The organism is Bacillota bacterium (assembly GCA_012839765.1).
Lineage (GTDB): Bacteria > Bacillota > Limnochordia > DUMW01 > DUMW01 > DUMW01.
Genome location: DUMW01000036.1, coordinates 1 through 18,976, shown reverse-complemented (window position 1 = coordinate 18,976; position 18,976 = coordinate 1). Strand labels below are relative to the sequence as shown.

Here is an 18,976-nt window from a genome sequence, read left to right as displayed (position 1 = left end):
CCAGTCGGCAAAAGATGCTAATCTGGCAGGTGTACTGTCTGCCCGCCTACTTTATCTGGTTTGCCTTGGTGATTTTTGCTTTGCCCCCCGTCTTTTCCTTTGCTTAAGGTGGCTATGGACTACGTCCCTTTGCACTGTGAAGGTGGGGCCTACGCCTGTCGATGGGACAGGAGGCGTTTTGCACGGTCTTTTTACCGGCATGTCGTAACGGCACATGTGGGCAAGTCAGAGGGTGCTATTTTGCCTTTCGTCTTGCGCGGCGACAAGATGCTCTACTGCTTCAACTGTGGAAGCTCAAGGAGCCTGTTTCGGTAGACGGCTGGGGCAGGGGACCAGAAATGTTGATTGGGTTGACACCACAGTCTGCCTGTGATAGACTATGACATGTTCACAGCACTATACATGGTCTTGCGGAAGGGTGCCGGAGTAGGTCGAACGGGGCGCACTGCTAATGCGTTGTAGGGGTAAAACCCTACCGAGGGTTCGAATCCCTCCCCTTCCGCCATTTTTATGCCCACAACGAGTATCAAAGTGAATAGCTGCCATTCTTCCTCAAACCTCCAGATTTTGCTAATCTGCTAATCCCCCATCCCACCCAGTGGTTGTTGTATTCTAACAAGGGTACTTTTTCCCCGAGAAGGAAGAACAGTTGGTATAATAGACTAAGGGAGCAAGCGCAAGGGATCATGGTTAAACCTATCCTAGTTTATTGAGTCCACATGCCCATGCTATATCCGTGAGGAGGTGGCCTTGTGCCAAAAAGGGAAAAGATAACTGAGCGTGCCCGCACCTTTTTTAAGAAGGATGAACTGAGTAGAACTATCAGCACGGCGGTGAGTGGTCCGGTGGAGATCCGCAAGGAAGAAAGGCAAAGGTACCTTGGAGTCTTCCCCGAAGACGTTCTCCACGCCTATACCCAGGAACAGTTGAAGAATAGGGACGAGATCGAAGGTCAGATCAAGCACGAAGCAGCGGGAAGACTTCTGGTCAATGGAAAGGTGCCTTTGTCTCTGGTAATGCCCTATATCCGCCTGGCTCAAGAGCGCAATCTCCCCTTTACTATGGTCACCGACCATAATGCAGATAGTCCCTTTGCCTTGGTGGTGCGGAGGAAGGATTAACCCACCTGGTAAGCTTCCCGCACGATGGCTTCTATTTCGCGGAGAAGTTCTGCTTCTTCCTCTTTTGGCAGCATCGTATGGAGTCTGCGGGAGATTTCCGCAAGGCGTGGACAGGACCCTAGGGCAGGGGGAATGGGTACCCTGTCCAGTTGGGAGATCCGCAGATAGGGAAAAAGTTTGTCATCGAGGTTAAAAAGCTGCTCAAAGAGTCCGGCGAAGAAGTCGCTGTTCAGTACTGCACATAGGGCATGGGGACTTACACCTGGCACGGTGGTGCCGACGTAGATGGTATTCAGCACGTAGGCGCCGGTGGTGTCCACCGCGGCGATGGGCCGCTGGGCCACCCTGCGTAGCAGGAGCTTTTCCGGTCTTTTGTACAAGCTGGGTTCTTTGTACACTGTTAGGTCATCGGTAGGTTGGATGAAAGCACGGGGCACGGCCCGAAAGCTGGTCAAATCTTCTCCTGTAATACAAGGAACCCCACTGGTTGTGGTGCCTCCCTTACCCAATTCTACTCCCCGCTTCCAAGTGACCAGTCTGTCCAAGAAAACGTAATTGCCCTGCTGGAGGTTGGACACGATTTCTCCAAAATGATGGGGTTCTATCAAGTAGCTGAAAGTACAAAACGGGAGCCGGGGAAATATTTCAGCAGGTATTGTTTTAGTCTTCCTAAACTGTTTCCCGCATAATTCCGTGATGGTGACCCTGGGGGTGGGCTTCCCCGTCAACACAAGGATATTGGCCTCTACACTGGGCTGGGCGAAACATACTCCGCAGGGGCCAAAGCTTTGAATATGACTATGCTCTAGGATCATCCGTCTGAGGGCCTCGAAGTTCTGGGCTGTGAAAAAGGGTTTGGGCAAGATCATCCCGATATACCCCTGCCTATTGATGAGCCGCTTTAGGCTTTGTTCAATAAACAGTGCCCCCTGATCCCACTGGCCCCGGGCTAAGGTGAAGCGTTGGGCCAGGGCCTTCTTAGTCTGTGGATCCATAGAACGTTTCACATGCAGATAGGGGGGGTTGGCTAAAATCACGTCAAAGCCCTTCTTTTCGCCCAGGAAGACCTCTGGAAACTCCAATTCCCAATGGAAGGGGACGGCGGGGGACGGGGACAGTTGCCGTAGATATTGATCAAAGAGGGAACCATATTCTTCCCTCAGGCTTGGGATATTGTTTAACTTCGCTCCCTCCAGTCCTACTTCATCGGACCAAGCTCCCCACAGAGCATTACCCACCCGTAAACCCTGGGCAAAAGAGGGGGGAACGGGCTGCAGCTTTGCATATAGTACGAGGATTAGCTTACATACATAGACGGCCAGGTCATCCAGGTCTATGCCGTAAAGAGAATCACTGGCGAGAAGATGCAGTAGCCGTTGGCGGGTTTCCTCCGGAGGTTGCCTTTGGAAACGTGCGGTGTAAATGCGGTTTAACAGGTCTTCCTTTTGTTGGTAGTAGGGGGTCAAGGTCTCCAAGAGGAAGTCCAGCGCCGTAAAGATAAAGTGGCCACAGCCCATGCTAGGATCGAGGACCCGGATGGTATCCAGCACTCCACCGGTCTGTCGTTCTGCGATTAGCGGTCCTAGGGTTTGTTCCGCCAGAAACCGGGTGATATGTATGGGGGTATAGTAAGCTCCCCGTCGGGGCTTTTGGAGGGCCCAGTGCTTGTTTTGGTCTAGGGAATAATCCTTAAGATGGGCGTAAAGTTCTGCCAACCACAGCAATGGCAGATCCGCCAGGGTATCTCGGAGTCCAAGGAGCTGGCTGAATCCTTCGGCGAAGTATTCCTCTGCTACCGGGGGGATCGGCGGTGTCTCCAAAGGAAGCTCTGCCTGCCTTAGAACCTCGCGATAATACTGTCGAAACTCCGGATCCTTCATTGGTCCTTGTGGGCCTATGAGGTGGGAAGGCAAGTAGCCTTTGGCCTCGACGGTGACGATGAAACAAGCCTGCAGCAAAAGATACAGGGATTGCCTGATGGGTGGCTCTGCGGGATCGCTACCTGCTTTTAGCATGCCCAAAACGAAGGGATGCCAGACCCTTTCCGCAATGACTGAAGCTAACTGCCTATCCATGGCTTACCCCTTGTCTTGGGCTATTCCCAAAATGTCCTTGATAATCACACTGGCCAGGATCATGCCCACCACTGGTGGTACAAAGGAGATACTGCCGGGGACACGGCTTTCCCCCTGGGGCAGGGGCTTTTCCCGGGAAAAGACTACCTTAACGCCTGACTGGATGTTGAATTTGCGCAGTCTCTGCCGAACCGCCCGGGCCAGGGGACATGTATCGGTGTCTTGCAGATCGGCCACCCGGAAGGCGGTGGGATCAAGCTTTCGTCCAGCACCCATGGCCGAGATGATGGGGATGTTCCGTTCCACACAGGTCTTGATTAGATCGACCTTATCTGCGATTGAATCGATGGCATCTGCCACGTAATCATAGTTCTGGATCAGCTGATCCCTGGTTTCGGGGGTATAGGCAAAGGAATAGGTTGTCACCTTACACGCCGGATTGATGTCGTGAATGCGGCGGGCCAAAACCTCGGTCTTCAATTGACCCAGGGTGCTGTGCAGGGCTGGCAGTTGCCGGTTCAAGTTGCTGGGGCTGACGGAGTCCGGGTCCACGAGCACCAAGTGGCCAATGCCACTGCGAGCCAAAGCTTCACAGCAGAAGGAGCCCACGCCGCCAAGTCCAAAGATGGCTACCTTGCTTTGGGCCAGCTTTTCGACTCCTGCTTTGCCAATCAACAATTCTGTACGACTGAATTGATGCTCCATGGCAGCCTCCTGTTGTATCTACCTGGTGCACCGGCCAGGTTTGACTTCTAGCAAGAGTATAGCATAATCTCGCTAAATGTTGAGGATATGGGTTGCGGGGGAGAGGAGAGGTTTCACTGGCCCAAGGTTCTCCAGGTGTACATCATCAGCCTTGTTTCTTCCATGGCCTTAGGTTTGTCTTGAAATTCCAATGCGGTTTCTAGACGGATTAACTGTTCCTCAAAGGCGGTGACCTCAGATGTTTGCAGGCTGACACCCACTTGTACGGCATAGCGGCGCCATAGGTTCTGGATTACGCTCTGGGTTTCTTTCGCCTGATCCCATTGTTCTTCCTCGATCTGCTCCTCTAGGGTTTCCAGCAGGGCGGGAAACTTCAGATTGGAACCGAGGGGACCATCGATTAGGAACTTCAGGTTCATCACCACTAGCATCACAAGGAGCAGCAGTACCACACCGGAATAGATGAGAATACGTTGAATCATGGCATAGCCCCCCTTAATTGGGCCCGGGATAATCGCTCGGGTTGATGATCCCGGGAATCTGCAAGCGATCTCGAACGGTGTCAATGTACAGATTGCCTTGGGAGTCGATCGCCGCGTAGAATACATCGGTAATGTCTGTAATGCCCTGTTGTTTCAGCTGACTTTTCAGCCATGGCACGTCCAGTTGTAACTGGGCTAGGTTCTGTTCTAAGACAACGCCGTTTACAATCAGCTCCACACTGACGCCTTCGTAGGCTGTGTCTAGACTTAAGTCTTGAGGAGTGACGGGTCGTTTTTGGGACTTCAACTGGACGCTAAGGTCTCCGCTAGGTTCTAGGATGGCAAACTCCACATCCATGATGTTGAAAATGTCCTTGGCCCGTAGGGAACCAAGCAACGTGTCGATGGGATAGCGGGCCTTTTCCAGATTCCGTTCCAGGATTTTCCCGTTATGGATCACTACCACCGGTTCTCCTTGGATCAGCTTGGCCAAACGCCGGTTGCGCAGGGTGATGACCTGCATAAGTAACACCAGACCGGCCCAGGTGGTGAGTCCCACCCAATGGTGCATGGCGATACTAGTCAGGTCCGTGGACATGGCGGCCGCGATGGAGCCGATGGTGATACCGTTGACATAATCGAAAAAGGTAAGCTCCGCGATTTGATGCTTGCCCAGGAGCCGTGTATAGATGAACAGGATAAGAAAGGCAAATAGCGAGCGAACAAATACCACCAGATTGATAGACACAACTGATCACCCTTAAATAGCCTGACCCGATCTGGGGGAATGATACTGCCAAAATCGGGTTTGGGCAGGAGTTGTCCGGGGGAGGCGTCGAATCCTACGGTGAGTATTACCTGCGAGGGGGCTTTTCTGGTGACAAGACTAGGGATCGGCATTGTTGGCTATGGTTTTATTGGTCGGGTTCATCTGGCGGCCTATCTTGACATACCAGTGTATTATCCCCACCGAACAGTGGAACCGGTGGTAGTGGGGATTTGTAGTGGCAGTGAAGCCAGTGTGGAACAGGCCCGGCGGGTCTATGCCTTCAAGGTTGCTACCACCGATTTCAACGAGCTTTTGGCCCGGGAGGATATCGATGTGATTGATATCTGCACCCCCAACTATCTCCATAGGGAGATGGTCATTGCAGCCCTACGGGCAGGCAAACATGTCTATGTGGACAAACCCTTAGCCTTGGATGCCCAGGAGGCCCAAGAGGTGTTGGCAGTGGCCCAGATGAGCCCGGGCAAGGTGCAGGTGGGATTTCAGTACAGGTACATTCCCGCGGTGCTGCGGGCTAAGCAGCTGGTGGAGCAAGGGTTCCTGGGCGAAATCTATCATTTCCATGGGGCCTATCTCCACGCGGGTTACATCGATAAAAACCGGCCAATGAGTTGGCGGTTGCGGCGGGAGCTGGCTGGAGGCGGGGCCCTTTTCGATCTGGGTTCCCATTTGGTGGACCTCATGACCTATCTATTGGGAGACTTTACCCACGTGCGGGCCTCAAGTCACACCTTTGTTCCCGAAAGGCCCATTGCTGTCGGTTCTGCCACTTTAGAGCCGGTTACGGTGGACGATTACACCATGCTTGAGGCGATCTTGGCCACCGGTGGGCGGGGGATTATCGAGGCTTCGCGTTTTGCGACCGGATCCAATAACGATTTATCCTTCCAGATTCATGGCAGTAGAGGGGCCCTCCGCTTTAATGTGATGGAACCCAATTGGCTCCATTTCTATGATGCCACCTTGTCGGATAGGCCCTATGGAGGTTTTCGGGGTTATACGAGGATTGAATGTGTAAACCGCTATGAACACGGAGATTTCCCTGGGCCTAAACATGAGATTGGTTGGATGCGTTATCACATTGCAGCCCAGTATGCCTTTCTGGAAAGCATCGTCTCTGGTAGGGAACCGAGCCCCAGCGTTGCAGAAGCCTATCATGTGCAGCGGGTCCTGGCTGCCGCTGATCGCTCGGCTAACTCAGGCCGATGGGAGCAAGTCTAGTCTTCCCGGGTGCCCGGGGAAGGGTTTTGTGGCGATGGATTTTCATGAAAATGTCTTGGGATAATTTAAGCCGATAATCTTGGTCTAAGGAGCGGATAAATCATTGTGATACATACAATGAAAAGTCTTGGCATCATGAAGTTTCTGTGTTACATATTGATTAGACATTGGTGCGCGATATCTTAACCTTTCCAGCCTTGCAGGACACCATGTTTTCCCTTATGGATATCGACGAGTGGCGTCTAGGATACGTGGAAAGGTTCGCGAAACGAATCATTTCTGAGCACGGGCTTCCAGCCAAGTACGAAGTTACCACAGATCGGAAAAGGGCCATTGAAGACGCCGATTATGTTATCATCACGATCCTGGCCCACGGGGTCGAGGCTTTCCGGCCGGAGATCGAGATCCCCTTGAAGTACGGAGTGGATCAGTGTATCGGGGATACCACTGGCCCTGGGGGGATCTTTCGGGGGCTTAGGACCATTCCCATGATCCTGGATATTTGCCGGGATGTGGAGAAGTATGCCCCCGATGCTTGGGTCCTGAATTACACCAATCCCATGAGTATCCTGTGTTCAGCGATGAATAAGGCCACCTCGGTGAAAAATGTGGGACTTTGTCATAGTGTCCAGGGGGGAGCAGCGAAGTTGGCCCGCTGGCTAAACATCACCTTTGAGGAATTCGATTACCTCGTGGCGGGGATTAACCATCAAGCCTGGTATTTGAAACTATCCAGCCTTAAGGGAGCTGATTGAGAATAATGAGGAGGTTTACAAAAGCGAAACCACTAGGCTGGAGATGTTTAAGCATCTGGACTACTTCGTTACCGAGAACAGTGGCCACAACTCAGAGTATAATCCCTGGTTCCGGAAGCGCCCCGATCTGTTGAACAAATACACCCCCGGTGGTGGTTGGAACGGAGGAACGGGGTTCATATTGGAACTATATGGTAAGAGCCGGGAAGAGCTGGAAGCGGAGCTGGAGAAAATGGCCTCCGGTGAGGACGGGCTGACCTTTGTCCGGAGCAACGAATACGGTTCCTATATCATCAACGCGATGGAGACCGATGACCCCTTCCGTTTCAATGGTAACGTGGAGAACAAGGGGTATATCACCAATCTACCCAACGGCAGTTGTGTAGAGGTGCCATGTTACGCGGATAAGCACGGTATCTCCCCCATGGTGGTGGGAGACTTGCCCCCGCAACTGGCGATCCTCAATAGGATCCATGTGGCCATGGCGGACATGACCGTGGAGGCAGCCTTGACCGGAAACAAACGACTGGTCTTCCAGGCTATTGCCCACGATCCCCTCACCGCCGCAGTGCTGTCCCTCCAAGAGATTCAGGACATGGTGGACGAGCTTTTTGCGGCGCAGAGCAAGTATCTGCCTCAATTCAAGTAAGGATTTCCGCTTCCGGGATGTTCCCTCATCCCGGAAGCGGGCTTGGTTGGTTTCAATTACCCGGATTGCAGGCCTTTTCCCCTTCCTTTCCAATATACTTCCACCCGATCTTCCAGGAAGATTCACAACGCTTGTTGAAAAAGTTATCTATCCTTTGCATTGATGACTGAAGGAGCTTGGTTCCGATGGGTCATGCCTGTGATCTATATACCAAATCCCTGTGGTCCTGTCCCTGCAGCAAACAAATCGTGTACTATTACCGCCGCAACTTTGCTCCCGGTTATTCCCTGGTGGCCCACAGCCATGGTCAGGCGGAGATCATGTATGTGGAAGCAGGAGAAGTAACCCTGGAGTTGGGGGAACGACTGGTAAGTCTCCGGGCTTCGGAGTTTGTGGTGATCAACGGCGGGGTACCCCACGGTAAACTTCCGGTGGAGAGGGAATGTCGGATCCTTAACTGTGAGTTCTTCTTCCGCTACGATCCGACGGGAGTGGTGACCACCCTAGCCGTGGCTCGGAGACTAGGTAACAATCGGTGGCCCTTTGTCCATGGCCGTCCTTGGGTAAAGGGACGGGATACCGGTGGTGTGGGCCGGACTTTGATCGATCTCATTGAGATCATGGACCGGGGAAGGGATCCCCTGTTAAGCGACTTGGCCTTCTGGCGGGTCTTCGCTGAACTGGCGGCCACCATCGGACAGCCTTTACCCAACACCGATGCCCCCAATTTACATGTGCGCCGAGCCATTGAGTTCATGCGTAGCCGCTATAGCTGGGATTTGACCGTTTCGGACATCAGCGACCATTTGCAACGGACCGCAGCTATTTCAGCCGGTTCTTCAAGGAAGTCACCAACCAGACGCCCAATGAATACTTGACGTGCCTGCGGCTCGATGACATCTGCTATGACGTGGGATTCAAGAATCAACAGCATTTTTCCAAACTCTTTTCCCGGTACGTGGGGGTGGCCCTCAGTGTGTACCGGAAACAGTACGAGGTAAAGGGGCTGTGGCTCGGCGATCCCTAATACGCTAAAAAAGAAGTACGATGCCAACGAAATGTGCCCACCAAAGAGGTTGCTAGGTTTTTGTAGGGCTGGGGGTGACCAATGAAAGTCAGGTCACAAATAGACACATGTCTTACTTAGAAAACCACAAAAACACAAGCAAATTAACAGACAGTTGGTATATTGTAAGTGAACTAAATCACAACGGAAAGGTGGGCATGGTTCTTGAGGAAAATAGCCTTTATAGGAGCAGGCAGTCTGGGGTTTTCTCGACGCTTGATGATCGACATTCTCACATTTCCCGCACTGCAGGACACGATGTTCTCTCTGATGGACATTGATGAGTTTCGCCTGGGTTTCGTGGACCGAATCGCGAAACGGATCATTGAAGAAGGTGGTTTTCCGGCCAAGTACGAAGTGACTACGGATCGTAGACAGGCCATCGAAGGAGCCGACTATGTGATCATCATGATCCTGGCCCATGGTATCGATGCCATCCGGCCAGAGATTGAGATCCCCTTGAAGTACGGGGTAGATCAGTGTATTGGGGACACCACTGGACCCGGCGGCATCTTCCGGGGGCTGAGGACCATCCCCATGATCCTGGATATTTGCAGGGATGTGGAGAAGTATGCGCCCAAGGCGACGGTACTCAACTACACCAACCCCATGAGCATTTTGTGTACCGCCATGAACAAGGCCACCTCGGTGAAAAATGTGGGACTTTGCCACAGTGTACAGAGCACTGCAGCCCTGCTAGCCCATTGGCTTAATATCCCCTATGAGGAATTCGATTACCTTGTGGCCGGTATCAACCACCAGGCCTGGTTCTTGAAGGCGGAGCACAAGGGACAGAGCATTTATCCGGCCCTAAGGGAATTACTCAACGATGAGGAGATCTACAAGAGCGAAACCACCCGCCTGGAGATGTTCAAGCACCTGGATTACTTTGTCACCGAGTCCAGCGGTCATAACTCCGAATACAACCCCTGGTTCCGGAAGCGGCCGGACCTTTTGGAGAAGTACACCCCCGGGGGAGGGTGGAACGGTGGCACCGGATTTATCCTCCAACTTTACGGCCAGGACCGGGAGGATTTTGCTAAGGACTTAGAAAGGATCGCCTCCGGTGAAACTAAGATCAGATTTCAGCGGAGCAGTGAATATGGTTCCTATATTATCAACGCGATGGAGACTGATGAACCCTTCCGTTTCAACGGCAATGTGGAAAACAAGGGATACATCACCAATTTGCCTAAGGGCAGCTGCGTAGAGGTGCCCTGCTATGCGGACAAGCACGGGATCTCCCCGATGGTGGTGGGAGATTTGCCGCCGCAGCTGGCGATCCTCAACCAGATCCATGTGGCCATGGCCGACATGACGGTGGAAGCGGCCTTAACCGGAAACAAGCGACTGGTCTTTCAAGCCATCGCCCACGATCCCCTTACCGCTGCAGTATTGTCCCTCCAGGAGATCCAGGACATGGTGGACGAACTTTTTGCGGCCCAGAGCAAATACCTGCCTCAGTTCAAATAATTCAGATCCTCACTTCCGGGATGATCTGCTCATCCCGGAAGTGTCTATTGCCGGTCTTTTCCCTGTGATAAACTCTTTTCTATATAAGCATGAAAACCCCATTTGCCCTCATAGGATCCTACAAGGTTACCATGTGGGGTGAGCGCGTGCGCCTGTGGGTCATTCTCCTTTCTATTGTTGTCACCTGTGTTCTGCTGGTGGAGTACACCGCAGATTTCCACGGGGAGGGATATATCGTCGGTCCCGATGGTCTCGTCGTGCCTGTGGCCGACGGCTTTGATTTCCCCGTGGGCAACCGGGATGGGGAAGGCTGGATTATCAGTGGATATGCCTTCTTGGAGTGGAGTTACCACAGCAACAGCTGGCATCCGGGCGAGGATTGGAACACCATCGAAGGGAATGATTTTGGTCTGCCGGTCTACGCCGTGGCCCATGGACGGGTGATCGATTCGGTCTGGAACAGTGCCATGGGGCACATTGTACACATTGAACATGTGTTACCCGACGGCAGCCAGCTCTACTCCCAGTATGCCCATCTCAATGAACGTCATGTGGAGGAGGGCGAGATCGTCTACCGACGGCAGCGAATCGGCACCATCGGTGCCGGCCCCCGGGGCCGCTTTGCTCCCCATCTGCACTTTGAATTGAGAACAGAAAAACTGGCCCCCAACGCTTGGCCGAAGACCGGGGGCCAGGCTTGGGGGCTGGATGAAGTCCTAAACTACTGGATCAATCCCTCGGAGTTCATTGCGGCCCATCGTCCACCTGCCCATTCTGTTCTTCCTGGGTATTATTGATCCGACCATTGTTAGGCATTGTGGGTTCCTCCGGTACCTGGGGCTCTTCTTCCGGTGGTTCTTCTGCCGGTGGCTCCTCCGCTGGAGGTGTGGTGGGCTGTTCCGGCGTTGTTGGCCTCGGTGGCGGCGGTGTTACCCGGGCCTGGGGTGCTTGGAGGGGATGGAGGTAACAATCGGCAGTGGGTTGGGTCCCCTCCTTAAAGGCACTGGCTTCCCGGCTTGGACAGTTGACCGTGGCCCGGTGTCCGGTGTAGATATCTACTTCCACTCCCTCTACGATGTCTGTAGGCTTGTCGAAGGAGGCTGGGTCATCTTCGGTTACCTCTTCCATGTACCGTTGCCAGATTATACTTGCCGAAGGATCATCGGGGGTCTGGGGTGCTTTGGCCAGATATACGGCTACCAACAGTTCCGGGGTGTATCCGATGAACATCCGGTCGTCGTTGCTGACCTTTCCGGCGGCTATCCCGGAATAATCGGCCGCGGCGCCTTTAGTAAACTCCGCGGTGAGCAGATCCGTCACCAGATAGGCGTCCTCCGGGGACATTACCTGCCGCTTGGGTACCTCATACCGATAAAGGGTTGTGTTGGTGTCTTGTTCCTTCGCTTCCTTCACCATGGTAACTTCCGGGAGGTTGCCTTTGTTGGCGAAGGGTAGGTAGGCCCGGACCAATTCCCAGAAGGGCATGCTCCTCTGGCCGGTGGAAAGTTCTTGGGCGGCCTTGCTGTCTACCTTGGTAAGCCTTAGATCCGCTGCAAATTTCTCAAATTGCTCGGCGTTCAGCTGATCCACGAACCATTGGGTTAGTCCCGGCGGGTTTTGGACCAGGGAATGCTTCAAGGTAATACTCCCCGTGGGGCTCGGTGCAAAGGGGACCAAGGTGTTCAGCCGAAAGCCCTGAACGATGCCGGCGGCGTAGAAAATGGGATCGAAGGCCGAGCCCGGCTGGATCTTTTCCAGGGCATTTTCGGAGACTCCCTCCGAAAGATAGGCACGGATCAGTCCTGACTCCACATCAACTACCAGCAAGGTTCCCTCCAGGCCTTCCGGCCAGATCTCCCGGGCCGCGTTTTGTAGCTTCGGATCGATCCCGGTGATAATGTCTACGCCGCTTGGGGGAATTTCCGTGTGGGATTGCAGTTCTGCCGCGACCCGGTCCGCCAATTGCTTGCTGGTACTGCTGTTTTTCGGTACTACTCCCAGCGGTGCTTCCTTTGCTTCCTTAGCCTTAGCCGTGCTGATGTGGCCCAGTTTGTTCATTTGGTCGAGGATCTGATTGCGCCGATTGGTGGTCTTTTCCGGATTGGCATAGGGCGAGAACTCCGCGGGATCGCCGACGATCGCAGCCAGGGTGGCACTTTGGGGAAGATCTAGCTGCGTCGGAGGAAGATCGAAATAGGTTAAGGAAGCATTCACAATGCCCCGGATGTCCTCACCGAAGTCGCCATAATTCATCAGTAACCCTAGCCTTTGTTCCTCCGATAGCTGGTTGCGCACCGCCATGTTCCCAATGGCGTTTTCCAAGGCCTGGGCCACCGGATCCTGGGAATCCAGGAGGAACTCCCTGGTAATCTGCTCGATCAGGGTGTCGCCATCTAGGGAAAGGGTGGCCTCAAAGGCCTGTTTTGTATGTTCCGGTATTTTTTCCAAGGAAATCGGAGTGCTGGCCTCTCCCGTTTGGGCGATTAATTGTCCCTTGCTGTCGTAAACCCGCACTCCCTTCCCTGTGGTTCCCTGCTGGATCTGCTCCAGGATAGACAGATCTTTCATATAAATGACGGTGGGGATACTAAGCAGTAACAAAAGAACTACCAAAGCCGCTAGGGCATATCTGCGTCGGTTTTCAGCCATCGCGATCACCTCATCTTTTTTCAAGGTTAGTATAGGTGGTTCAAAATAGGCTTATACTTTCCGCAAGGTTGGGTGATTTCAGTAGGCCTGGCAAAAGCAAGGGCCGGTAGTAATTGTTGGCCTGCCACTATGGACAAAGACCTATCGAGTATGACCATTTCTATTGAAGGATTTGGCGAATCCGCAGGGAAGTAGTGGACAATTAGCAAATCCGGAGGAGATGGGTTCTGTGCAATTGATTTGGCATGACCATATCCAAAGCTTTCTGGCGGAGACACAGTCTTTCTTGGAACAACAGGAAGCAAGAAACAGCTTAATGCTCGGGGTTGCTCTCCGACTCCTCCAGGCTCCTGAACTATGCCTGGAGGTAAGGCTGGGTACCCTCAGGGATTCTAAAGGCCTGGTCTTGGCGGGGCTGAGGACACCCCCGGAAAAACTCATCCTCGCCGGCCGGAGCGCCGTCCCGTCGGCGGCGTGGGAATACCTGGTCCAGGGGCTCCTGGAACAAGAGAGGTTTCTTCCCGGGGTCCTGGGTCCGCAGGAGTTGGCCAAGGACCTTGCGGCCCTGTGGACCGAAAGGAGAGGTTGCACGGCGAAACTAGACATGGCCACATGGGTCTATGAGCTTAGAGACGTAAACCCGCAGGTAATCGGGGAGGGGCGGTTGCGGCCCGCTCAGCAGGCGGACTTGGATTTTCTCACCCAGGCCATCAGGGAATTTCAGCAGGATGCGGGCGTGGAAGCTTCACCGGACCAGGAAGCCTGCGCACAACTTGCCCGGCGGTTTCTGGCCAACGGAGCGTTCTTCCTGTGGGAACACGATGGCCAGGTGGTGTCCATGGCGGCAAAGGTCCGTCCTACCCGGCGGGGGGTGAGTATCAACTTGGTTTACACCCCACGGGAGTTGCGGGGGAGGGGTTATGCCACCAGTTGTGTCGCAGCGTTGTGCAGGGAGCTTCTTGCTTCAGGCTACCAGTTGTGCTGCCTTTTTGCGGACGCGGCCAATCCCATTTCCAATCGGGTTTATCAAAAGATTGGGTTTCGGCCCGTTTGCCAGTTCCATGAATACACTTTCAAATATGACTGAGCGGGAGTGGGTTTTTTCCAAGCACGGAGACATCCTGTTCCGAGGAGGTCTTTTCCAAGCTCCGTTGATTCCTTTGCCCGGCGCCTTGCCGATTTGGATATTAAGGGCCATGCTCTTCCTGAATTAGACCGGTGATTATACTAGGGGTGGTCCGTAAAGAAGGAAACATAGGTTCTGGTGCCGAACTGAAACATGATCCCTTCATTGTTGCAAAGGTAGGCTGTAAGTATGGATCTGGCTGAGTTAATCGCAAAGATGCAAACAACCCCGGGGTTAGGGGAGCGGTTCACCTGTTGGAAACGGATTCCTCCCAGGGAGGCGCGCTTTGGGCCCTGGCCGAAGGAGCTGGATGAGCGGCTGAAGGCGGTGCTGCAGGCCCGGGGAATCGATGCGCTGTACACTCATCAGTGTGCTGCTTACGAGCGGGTGTTGGCGGGAAGAAACCTTGTGGTGGTTACACCCACTGCTTCCGGCAAGACCCTCTGCTATAACCTGCCGGTTCTGGACGGGATTCTTAAGGATGATAGTCTCCGGGCTTTGTACATCTTTCCCACCAAGGCTTTGGCCCAGGATCAGGTAAATGAGCTCCATGAATTGGTAACGGAGCTAGAGGTGCCCATCAGGACCTTCACCTACGATGGGGATACCCCGGCGGATGCCCGGCGGAAAATTCGGGTGGCGGGGCACATCGTGGTGACCAATCCCGACATGCTTCATGTGGGGATCCTACCTCATCACACCAAGTGGGTGAAATTATTTGAGAACCTGAAGTATGTAGTCATCGACGAGTTGCATATTTACCGCGGTGTGTTTGGTTCCCACTTCGCCAATGTCCTGCGGAGGCTTGAGCGGATCTGTCGGTTCTACGGCTCCAAGCCCCAATACATCTGCACCTCTGCCACCATAGGAAACCCTGATCAACTGGCTGCAAGTCTCATCGGCCAAGCGGTGGATCTCATCGACGATAACGGTGCTCCCGCGGGGGAGAAGTACTTTGCCATGTACAACCCCCCGGTGGTGAACCAAGAACTGGGAATACGGAAAAGCAGTCTGCTGGAGACTGCGGACTTGGTGGAGGAATTGTTGCGCCGTCAGGTGCAGACCATTGTCTTTGCCCGCAGTCGTTTGAACACGGAAATCCTGGTGACCTATATCCGGGAGCGGGCCATGCGGAACCTCTATTCCCCCGATTTGGTCCAGGGGTACCGGGGCGGCTATCTGCCCACGGAGCGTCGGGCTATTGAGCGGGAACTGCGGGAGGGGAAGGTGGGGGTTGTTGTCTCCACCAATGCCCTGGAGCTAGGGATCGACATCGGTCAGCTGGAGGTCTGTGTTCTCTGCGGTTACCCGGGTTCTGTGGCCAGCACCTGGCAGCGGTCCGGCCGAGCTGGTCGCCGAACCAATACTTCAGCGACATTCCTAGTGGCCAGTAGTAGTCCCTTGGATCAGTATATCGTGCACCATCCCGACTATTTCTTCGACAGTGCTCCGGAACAGGCCTTCATTAATCCGGACAACCTGGTGATCCTCGCGGCCCATTTGAAGTGCGCCGCCTTCGAACTGCCCTTTTTGGAGGATGAGACCTTTGGGCCCCCGGTGAGTTTGGAGATCCTGGATCTGTTGGCTAGGCAGGGGATGTTACGGCGGACCGGGGGACGTTACTACTGGTCCAGTGATCATTTTCCCGCCAACCAGGTTAGCCTGCGCAGTGCTGCCACCGATAACGTGGTGATCATCGATGTCACCAAGACCGGCGCTCCCCAGGTAATTGGAGAGATCGATTATTTCAGCGCCTTTACCACGGTCCATGACGAGGCAATCTATATCCACGGGGGACGACAGTACCATGTGGACAAGCTTGACTTCAAAGAAAAGAAAGCCTATGTGAAGCAGGTGGATGTGGATTATTACACCGATGCGGATCTGTCGGTTTCGGTGAAAGTGATCGATGTTTTCCAAGAACACGCCTCCGAAGGGGCGAAGGTTTTCCAAGGGGAAGTGGTGGTGACCGCGGTGGCCACCATCTTCAAGAAGGTGCGCTTCCACACCCACGAAAACCTGGGTTGGGGGCAGATCAGTCTGCCCGAGGAGCAGATGCACACCGCCGCCTGTTGGCTTTCCCTGGGGAAGGAAATCCAGGAGCGTTTCACCAAGGAACAGCTGCAGGATGCCTTGGTGGGCATTGCCTATCAGTTGGCGGGGCTTGTGCCCTTGTATCTATCCTGCGATGCCAGTGATGTCCGGGTCTTTTGCGAGGTGCGTTCTCCCTTTACCCAAGAGCCCACCATTTATCTGTATGATCGCTATCCCGGTGGGGTGGGGTTGAGTGAGAAGCTTTATACAATTATGGATGAACTGCTGGCCTCCGCCCTGGGAGCGATGCAGCAGTGCCAGTGTACTTCCGGGTGTCCTTCCTGTGTGGGGCCCAGCTGTGAAGATAAAGAGATGGCAGTCAAATTGTTAGCGGAGGTTGTGGCTGGTGGATCTCGCCGATAAACTTGGCCTAGGTGAACACTTCTCCCCTACCGGTTCTGCACTGGATCTGGCGGGGATTGCTGCCCAGCTTGGGGGCCAGGTGCAGAGGACTCCCTGGGGGAGCTATATATTGAAGGAAGCGGTTTACCCCTTGGACTATGCCCATGGGAACCGACGGCTTGGTGTGTTATTGGGGTACCACGGCCATGGTGTAGGCTTCCTGGATTCTTCCTTTGATCAGCTGGACCTTGAGCGTTTGGTCTTTTTCGATACAGAAACCACGGGCCTGGGACGGGGTAGTGGCACCTACATTTTCCTCATGGGCCTGGGTTACTTCACCCCTGCGGGGTTCAAGATCAGTCAGTATTTCCTCCCGGATTATACTGAGGAGCTGGCCATGCTTTCGGCCCTCTGTGCCGCTCTAGAAGAGAAGGATATTTTCGTCTCTTTCAATGGCAAGGCCTTCGATCTTCCCTTGTTGGAAACCCGCCTGATTTGCCAGCGGCTTCCCCAGCCACCTGTCCCCAGGATGCACATCGATCTTTTGCATCTGGCCCGCCGGCTTTGGCGGGGCTGCCTGGCCAGCTGCAGCCTTGCTTCCCTGGAGGCCAACATCTTGGGATTAAGAAGGATAGACGATGTGCCCGGTTATCTGATCCCTGAGTATTACTTCCGCTATCTAGAATCCGGAGATGCTGTTCCCTTGGTACCGGTGCTGAAGCACAATCGGTTGGATATCCTGTCCATGGTGACTCTTCTGGGGTTGATCCTGGAGACCTTGACTGAACCGGAACAGTTGAACGATCCGGCTATGACAATGCGAGTGGCCAAACACTACCGGGACTTAGGGGATGAGTCCCGGGCGGCGGCTTTGTATGAACAGGTGATCAGGGAGGCTCCTTCTTCATATCATGCGCCCTGGGCCATGCGGACCTTGGCCAAGATCCGAAAGCGGGAGGGCCGGTGGCCGGCGGCGGTGCAACTGTGGTGTCAGTTAGCCAACAACGGTGGCTATCTGCAACTGGACGCCCTTGAAGAGTTAGCCAAGTACTATGAGCATCAAGCCAAGGATTATCTGCAGGCCATTGGCGTTGTGCATGAGGCGCTGGAGTGGATTATGCGGGATCCCCTCCGACGTAGTCTACACAAAGCATCCTTGGCCCAATGGGAGCATCGGCTCCGCCGCCTGGAACGCAAGCTTCGCTCACAAAGAAAGGGTCATGCCCAAGGCCAAGAGGACGCCGAGGATGAGTCCCCAGGTGGTGGGGGATCTTTCTCCGAAGGTATAGGCGTCGGGCAGTAGCTCACTAAAGGTGATGTAGAGCATGGCTCCCGCGGCCAACCCCAGGGCCCAGGCCAAGCCCGCTGGGGAGACATCCCCTAGAATGTAGCCGCCGATGGCCCCTATTCCCATGGGTAGTCCCGCAAGACTAGTGGCCAAAACTAAGGTGGAGGCGGAAGTCTTCGGACCTTTGAGCATGGTGGCCATGGCCAATCCCTCGGGTAGGTTATGGATGGCCATCACCAAGGCCAGTCCCCAACCCAGGCCTACCTCAGCACTGAATCCTGCACCAATAGCAAAGCCCTCCGGGATATTGTGCATCGCAATTCCTATACCGATGAGAATGCCTACCCTCTTTAGATGGGCAGCTTGTTCTTCGTGGGCGGAGTCATAGTGGGCATGGGGGAGAATGTGTTCCAGAATGAGAATCAACGCCATGCCGGTGATGATACCGATGACGGCGCTGCCAACTCGGCCTGTCCCGAAGGCTTCGGGGATTAGGTCCAGGAAGGATACCGCCAGCATCACACCGCCGGAAAAGCCCAAGAAGGCGCCCAGGGTCCTTTTCGATGTTTGGGGCACAAAAGCCATCAAAAGGCCGCCGCCTCCGGTGCCCAGCACCCCGGCCAACGTGGCAATGACTACAACTTCCCATAGAGAATGCATTGATGATCCACCACCCTATATATTACGGTCCGTTCCTTTGCCTTTACTAATTCTACCATGTCCTTGTCCACAATTGTACTGCTACAAGTTTCTATCTATCGATCGAGGCGCATGAAGGAGCATACCGGAATCTGAGCGCAGATGGTGGAGACAACAATCTAGAAATCACGAATTCAGAGGGTTGCCCAAACACTCGGGACATGATAAGTTATACAACGTCGCTCCGATGCGCCTGTTGGCGCTGGCGACACGTTCTTTGACAACTAAACAGTATACGAAAAGCGAGAAGCCTTGAGATTTAAGTTTGCAGGATTTACTCGAAGTTGGAGCTAAAGTGCTAAGGCACTTTAGGATAGGTTTTAACGGAGAGTTTGATCCTGGCTCAGGACGAACGCTGGCGGCGTGCCTAATACATGCAAGTCGAGCGGGGTTTGCATGCGGAAGTCTTCGGATGGAAGCAAGTAAACCTAGCGGCGGACGGGT

The 18,976-nt window shown here is 54.0% G+C and carries 15 protein-coding genes, 1 tRNA gene, 1 rRNA gene and 1 pseudogene; 12 read left to right on the top strand and 6 right to left on the bottom strand.

The window, feature by feature from the left end:
* The first annotated feature begins 412 nt into the window (after window positions 1-412).
* Together GXX57_03830 and GXX57_03825 are read left to right on the top strand one after the other, a co-directional pair.
* A tRNA-Ser gene (locus GXX57_03830) sits at window positions 413-505 on the top strand.
* A 247-nt stretch (window positions 506-752) separates the two neighbouring features.
* Entirely contained in the window at window positions 753-1,121 is a 369-nt protein-coding gene (locus tag GXX57_03825) for a YueI family protein (GenBank protein ID HHV43783.1), read from the top strand.
* Here GXX57_03825 and GXX57_03820 read toward each other — a convergent pair.
* The 4 genes from GXX57_03820 to GXX57_03805 form a co-directional block, all read right to left on the bottom strand.
* Window positions 1,118-3,136, bottom strand: coding sequence for a hypothetical protein (locus GXX57_03820; GenBank protein HHV43782.1), 2,019 nt, complete (start codon window positions 3,134-3,136; stop codon window positions 1,118-1,120). The two genes, GXX57_03825 and GXX57_03820, sit on opposite strands and share 4 nt — an antisense overlap.
* A 63-nt stretch (window positions 3,137-3,199) precedes the next feature.
* Window positions 3,200-3,901: a tRNA threonylcarbamoyladenosine dehydratase gene (locus tag GXX57_03815; protein HHV43781.1), complete on the bottom strand. Its 702-nt coding sequence runs from the start codon at window positions 3,899-3,901 to the stop codon at window positions 3,200-3,202.
* Window positions 3,902-4,014: 113 nt separating this feature from the next.
* The gene (locus tag GXX57_03810) at window positions 4,015-4,383 is read right to left on the bottom strand and encodes a DUF4363 family protein (GenBank protein HHV43780.1); all 369 of its coding nucleotides are present in this window, start codon (window positions 4,381-4,383) and stop codon (window positions 4,015-4,017) included.
* 13 nt (window positions 4,384-4,396) lie between these two features.
* Window positions 4,397-5,131, bottom strand: a complete 735-nt coding sequence (locus GXX57_03805; protein HHV43779.1) for a DUF421 domain-containing protein — start codon at window positions 5,129-5,131, stop codon at window positions 4,397-4,399.
* Window positions 5,132-5,230: 99 nt separating this feature from the next.
* Here GXX57_03805 and GXX57_03800 point away from each other — a divergent pair, with 99 nt between their 5' ends.
* The 6 genes and pseudogenes from GXX57_03800 (at window position 5,231) to GXX57_03775 (ending at window position 11,131) form a co-directional block, all read left to right on the top strand.
* Window positions 5,231-6,391, top strand: a complete 1,161-nt coding sequence (locus GXX57_03800) for a Gfo/Idh/MocA family oxidoreductase (protein ID HHV43778.1) — start codon at window positions 5,231-5,233, stop codon at window positions 6,389-6,391.
* Between the two features lie 209 nt (window positions 6,392-6,600).
* Window positions 6,601-7,795 (top strand): annotated as a pseudogene (locus GXX57_03795) (alpha-glucosidase/alpha-galactosidase).
* A gap of 185 nt (window positions 7,796-7,980) precedes the next feature.
* Entirely contained in the window at window positions 7,981-8,673 is a 693-nt protein-coding gene (locus tag GXX57_03790) for a cupin domain-containing protein (GenBank protein ID HHV43777.1), read from the top strand.
* Window positions 8,670-8,822: an AraC family transcriptional regulator gene (locus GXX57_03785; GenBank protein HHV43776.1), complete on the top strand. Its 153-nt coding sequence runs from the start codon at window positions 8,670-8,672 to the stop codon at window positions 8,820-8,822. Before GXX57_03790 ends, GXX57_03785 begins: the two co-directional genes overlap by 4 nt.
* A 204-nt stretch (window positions 8,823-9,026) precedes the next feature.
* The gene (gene melA, locus GXX57_03780; GenBank protein HHV43775.1) at window positions 9,027-10,334 is read left to right on the top strand and encodes an alpha-galactosidase; all 1,308 of its coding nucleotides are present in this window, start codon (window positions 9,027-9,029) and stop codon (window positions 10,332-10,334) included.
* An 89-nt stretch (window positions 10,335-10,423) separates the two neighbouring features.
* Entirely contained in the window at window positions 10,424-11,131 is a 708-nt protein-coding gene (locus tag GXX57_03775; GenBank protein HHV43774.1) for a M23 family metallopeptidase, read from the top strand.
* Here GXX57_03775 and GXX57_03770 read toward each other — a convergent pair.
* Window positions 11,079-13,007, bottom strand: a complete 1,929-nt coding sequence (locus tag GXX57_03770) for a penicillin-binding protein (protein HHV43773.1) — start codon at window positions 13,005-13,007, stop codon at window positions 11,079-11,081. The genes GXX57_03775 and GXX57_03770 overlap by 53 nt on opposite strands.
* 205 nt (window positions 13,008-13,212) lie before the next feature.
* On the opposite strand from GXX57_03770, the gene GXX57_03765 reads away from it, so the two are divergent.
* The 3 genes from GXX57_03765 (at window position 13,213) to GXX57_03755 (ending at window position 17,848) form a co-directional block, all read left to right on the top strand.
* Window positions 13,213-14,070, top strand: a complete 858-nt coding sequence (locus GXX57_03765; protein HHV43772.1) for a GNAT family N-acetyltransferase — start codon at window positions 13,213-13,215, stop codon at window positions 14,068-14,070.
* A 228-nt stretch (window positions 14,071-14,298) separates the two neighbouring features.
* Window positions 14,299-16,566 (top strand): DEAD/DEAH box helicase, encoded by a 2,268-nt coding sequence (locus tag GXX57_03760; protein ID HHV43771.1) that lies wholly within the window; start codon window positions 14,299-14,301, stop codon window positions 16,564-16,566.
* Window positions 16,550-17,848: a hypothetical protein gene (locus tag GXX57_03755; protein ID HHV43770.1), complete on the top strand. Its 1,299-nt coding sequence runs from the start codon at window positions 16,550-16,552 to the stop codon at window positions 17,846-17,848. Before GXX57_03760 ends, GXX57_03755 begins: the two co-directional genes overlap by 17 nt.
* On the opposite strand, the gene GXX57_03750 is transcribed toward GXX57_03755, so the two are convergent.
* On the bottom strand, window positions 17,750-18,493 hold the full coding sequence (locus tag GXX57_03750; protein HHV43769.1) for a ZIP family metal transporter: 744 nt from the start codon (window positions 18,491-18,493) through the stop codon (window positions 17,750-17,752). The genes GXX57_03755 and GXX57_03750 overlap by 99 nt on opposite strands.
* Window positions 18,494-18,851: 358 nt before the next feature.
* Between GXX57_03750 and GXX57_03745 the strand changes: the two genes are divergently transcribed.
* Window positions 18,852-18,976, top strand: a 16S ribosomal RNA gene (locus GXX57_03745); the annotation flags it as partial.